Genomic DNA, 3,955 nt, shown 5'->3' with positions numbered 1-3,955 from the left:
CATTCGAATTGCTCCCTTTTTTCATGCTTGTTGTTTTTCTGTAATACGGCTGGTGACGAACATCTTTAAATTCATGTATATTCTTGTCTAGGCAATTATTAATAAAGAAATCAAGTGAACAATCCAGTTAGCAATAACACGCCACTTTTCCAATTTGACACCTATCAAATCGAAGATAGCATCGGCTACCTGCTCGCACGCACGCGGGCTATGTTGACGAAAAGTTCGGACGAGCTATTAAGCGACTATGGCGTCACCCATGGACAGGCAGCGATTCTGTTGATGCTTTCTACTGGAAAATATTCAACAGCTGCCGACTTAACCCGTGAAACCTTTACCGACGCAGCTTCTATGAAGCGAATGATCGATCGACTCAACACGCGTGGTTTAATTTCGCGCGAGCCATGCCCGTTAGATCGGCGCTTGGTTAAGCTCGGCCTGACCGATGATGGTGTGGAGCTGGCTAAAAAAGTCCCCCTTGCTTTTTGCGCAGTACTAAATCAGCATTTTGAAGGTTTTACTGCTGAAGAAATCGGTTTTTTGAAATCTTTATTGCGTCGCGCACTTGCCAACAACACACAAAATTCTGTCATTAAAATTCATTGACCAGACAATGGCAATTTAAGCGCCTTTGTACTTGTGTATTGATAGAACATCCATTTAAAACATGACACCATCAATAATTGCTTTAAACAAATCACATACATCATTCCAATGAATATTCATCCCATTCCATCCCGACGCGCTTCGCCCATCATAGGCATACAGCGCGGCATACAGCGTCTTGCAGTCTGCGCCGTCGCCGTTTTGCTGGCAGCTTGCGCCAATATGAGCGGCATTCACACCAGCGCGCAAACGAAAGCACCAACCGACTACGCGACGGCAACGTCGTTGCCAGGTCAAGGCGGCCAATGGCCTGATGCGTCTTGGGTGACCAGTATTGGCGGCGCGCCGTTGCAGCAACTTACCGATGAGGCGTTGGCTGGCAATCCTGATCTGCAAGTTGCAGCGTCCCGGGTCGCCGCCGCACGCGCGATGGTGGAGGCGGCTGGTGCTGCTTCCAAGCCGCAAGTTGGTGCCAGCTTTTCAAGCACACGCACGCGCTTTAGTGAAAATTCGATTTACCCGCCTCCTTTCGGTGGCGCGTACGTGACCGCCAATGAATTGGCGCTGAATTTTTCTTACGATCTCGATTTTTGGGGCAAGCATGGTGCTGAATTACGTTCAGCGCTATCGCAAAGCAAAGCAGCCGAAGCTGAACATTCTGCTTCGCGGTTGATATTGACGACCGCCGTTGCCAAAGCATGGATTCAGCTAGCGCGAGAATATGCTCAGCTCGATGTCAGCAATGAGCAATTAGCTTTGCGTGATCAACTCGATAAATTGACGCAGCAGCGCTTTGCCGCGGGTCTCGACACCCAAAGCGATAATCAGCAAAGTCGCTTGCAAGTCGCCAATCTGCGTACTGAAAATGCGCAGTGGAACGAAGCGATTGCATTGACGCGCAATCAGCTCGCCGCGTTACTGGGTCAAGGCCCGGATCGCGGACTGAGTATTCCCCAGCCAACATTGCCGGCTGAGGCAGCCATCACCCTGCCCAACCAGTTGCCGCTGGGCTTGTTGGGACGCCGTGCCGATATCGTTGCTGCGCGCTGGCAGGTCGAGGCTGCGCTCAGTGACATCAAGGTCGCCAAAACTGAGTTTTATCCCAACGTTAATCTGTCAGCGATGGTCGGTTTGTCCAGCCTTGGTTGGACAAATTTCCTGAGTAAAGGGAGCTTCGTCAACGGGATTGGCCCTGCGATTCATTTGCCCATCTTTGAAGGCGGTGCCTTGCGCGCACAACTCGAAGGGCGCGTTGCCGCCTATGACGGTGCGGTCGCGACCTATAACAAGGCGCTTAACGAGGCTTTGCACGAAGTCTCGGACCAGGTGCAATCGTTACGCGCTGCTGAAATTGAAAAAAACAATCAACAAGCGGCAACCTTAGCCGCAGAGCGCGGTATGCAGTTGGCGCAGCAACGCCAACAAGTCGGCACCGCCAACATGCTGCAAGTGGTCGCCACACGCATTACCTATTTGTCGCAACGCAAACTAGAGCTCGATACCCGTGCGCGACGGGCGATGCTACGCGTAGGTCTCATCAAATCCTTGGGCGGTGGCTTTGATGCCAGCACCGAAGGGTTGGTGCCAGAGGCGGATAACACCAGCACGCCTGATGCCAAAAATAGTCATCATTTCTCATCGATCCGTCCAACTCTTGCGAATGCAGCGTCATGAACACACCAAATCAAACTCCACAAGACCCTACCGTTGCGCCTACTCCCGCTAGCGCTGGCGTGCCCAACGTCGAAACCCCGGTTGAAACCAAAGGCAAGCGTCGTGGCCTGCTCATAGTGACGACCGTTATCCTGATTATTTTGTTGATTGCTTACGGCGCTTATTGGTTCGTGTTTGCCCGTCATTATGAAGGTACCGACGATGCGTACGTCTCCGGTAACGTGGTACAGGTAACGCCTCAGGTAAGCGGTACCGTCATCGCCATCAATGCCGACGATACCGAACTTGTCCATGCGGGCAAAGCACTGATTGAGTTGGATCAGGCCGATGCTAAAGTCGCCCTCGACCAGGCCGAAGCGCAACTGGCGCAGACCGTTCGTGAAGTCCGTACGTTATTTGTCAATAACAGCGCACTGAATGCCAACGTGACTGCGCGTCAATCGGAAGTCAACAAAGCACGTGCCGATCTGGCGCGCCGCCAACAATTGATCGCCACCGGCGCTGTGTCTAAGGAAGAATTGGAGCACGCCAAAGTGGCTTTGCAAGCTGCCGATGCTGCGTTACAAGCAACCGTCGAACAACTTGCATCGAACCATGTGTTGACGGACAAAACGAACGTGGCACAGCACCCCAATGTGTTACGCGCCGCAGCCCAGGTACGCACTATGTATCTGAACTACGCTCGCACAACCTTGCCAGCACCGATTACCGGCTACATCGCTAAACGGTCAGTCCAGGTTGGTCAACGGGTCGCCGCCGGTACGACATTGCTATCGATCGTGCCGTTAAATGCGCTGTGGGTTGATGCCAACTTTAAGGAAGTACAGATTTCCAATATGCGTATCGGCCAGCCGGTGACATTAAAGTCTGATTTGTACGGCTCGAAAATCGAATATCACGGCAAGGTTTCTGGCCTGGCGGCGGGCACTGGTTCGGCTTTCGCATTGTTGCCAGCACAAAATGCCAGCGGTAACTGGATCAAGATTGTGCAACGCATCCCTGTGCGCATTACGTTGGATCCTAAAGAGCTGGAAACCCATCCTTTGCGGATCGGCGTTTCTATGGATGTGAATGTCGATATTGCCAATACCGAAGGAACATCGCTGACCGCTGGTTCTGCGGCGCGGACGATGCCGGCTTACAAGACAGATGTGTTCGATAAATCGGGCGATGAAGCCGATGCCATTATCCATCGCATCATTGCTGCGAACAATGCACCCAACAGCGCGCATTAAAATCTGCGGCAACGAACTGCGTGAAATGCTGAACCTTTTCTCTATCATTTTACGTGGTATTTTGCACACTAACCACACCGGAATGCCTGCATGAGTTCCCCTAATCCATCACGCCAGCCGTTGCAGCCTTTAACGGGTGGAAAACTGGTTCTGGGCACGGTAGCACTATCGCTAGCCGTGTTCATGAACGTACTCGATTCATCTATTGCGAACGTTTCGATTCCCGCCATCTCCGGCGACTTGGGCGTATCGCCGCAACAAGGAACCTGGGTTATCACATCGTTCGCGGTGGCCAACGCGATTTCAGTACCGCTGACCGGCTGGCTGACCCAGCGCTTTGGTCAGGTGCGATTGTTCATTACCTCGATCATTCTGTTTATTCTGTCGTCATCGATTCGTGCTCGATGAACCGGGCGCTTAGAGAAGCTATCACCGACTGC

At 52.3% G+C, this 3,955-nt stretch carries 3 protein-coding genes and 1 pseudogene; all 4 read left to right on the top strand.

Features of this window, described 5'->3' with window-relative positions; translation table 11 throughout:
- The first annotated feature begins 114 nt into the window (after positions 1–114).
- Complete coding sequence (locus tag ACVBEF_RS20765; RefSeq protein ID WP_447125804.1) at positions 115–606, top strand: MarR family winged helix-turn-helix transcriptional regulator; 492 nt, start codon at positions 115–117, stop codon at positions 604–606.
- Positions 607–714: 108 nt separating this feature from the next.
- Positions 715–2,280: an efflux transporter outer membrane subunit gene (locus ACVBEF_RS20760; RefSeq protein ID WP_447125803.1), complete on the top strand. Its 1,566-nt coding sequence runs from the start codon at positions 715–717 to the stop codon at positions 2,278–2,280.
- Positions 2,277–3,515, top strand: a complete 1,239-nt coding sequence (locus ACVBEF_RS20755) for an HlyD family secretion protein (protein WP_447125802.1) — start codon at positions 2,277–2,279, stop codon at positions 3,513–3,515. Before ACVBEF_RS20760 ends, ACVBEF_RS20755 begins: the two co-directional genes overlap by 4 nt.
- 90 nt (positions 3,516–3,605) lie before the next feature.
- A pseudogene (locus ACVBEF_RS20750) lies at positions 3,606–3,905 on the top strand (MFS transporter); the annotation flags it as partial.
- Positions 3,906–3,955: the final 50 nt, after the last annotated feature.

It is taken from the genome of Glaciimonas sp. GG7 (assembly GCF_052976905.1).
The sequence above is the reverse complement of the archived record's forward strand: the minus strand, read 5'-3'. Positions and strand labels throughout refer to the sequence as shown.

What these genes read in the sequence shown, in the direction of transcription:
- ACVBEF_RS20755 (WP_447125802.1), top strand. Translation starts at nt 2,277, where the DNA reads ATGAACACACCAAATCAAACTCCACAAGACCCTACCGTTGCGCCTACT.
- ACVBEF_RS20760 (WP_447125803.1), top strand. Translation starts at nt 715, where the DNA reads ATGAATATTCATCCCATTCCATCCCGACGCGCTTCGCCCATCATAGGC.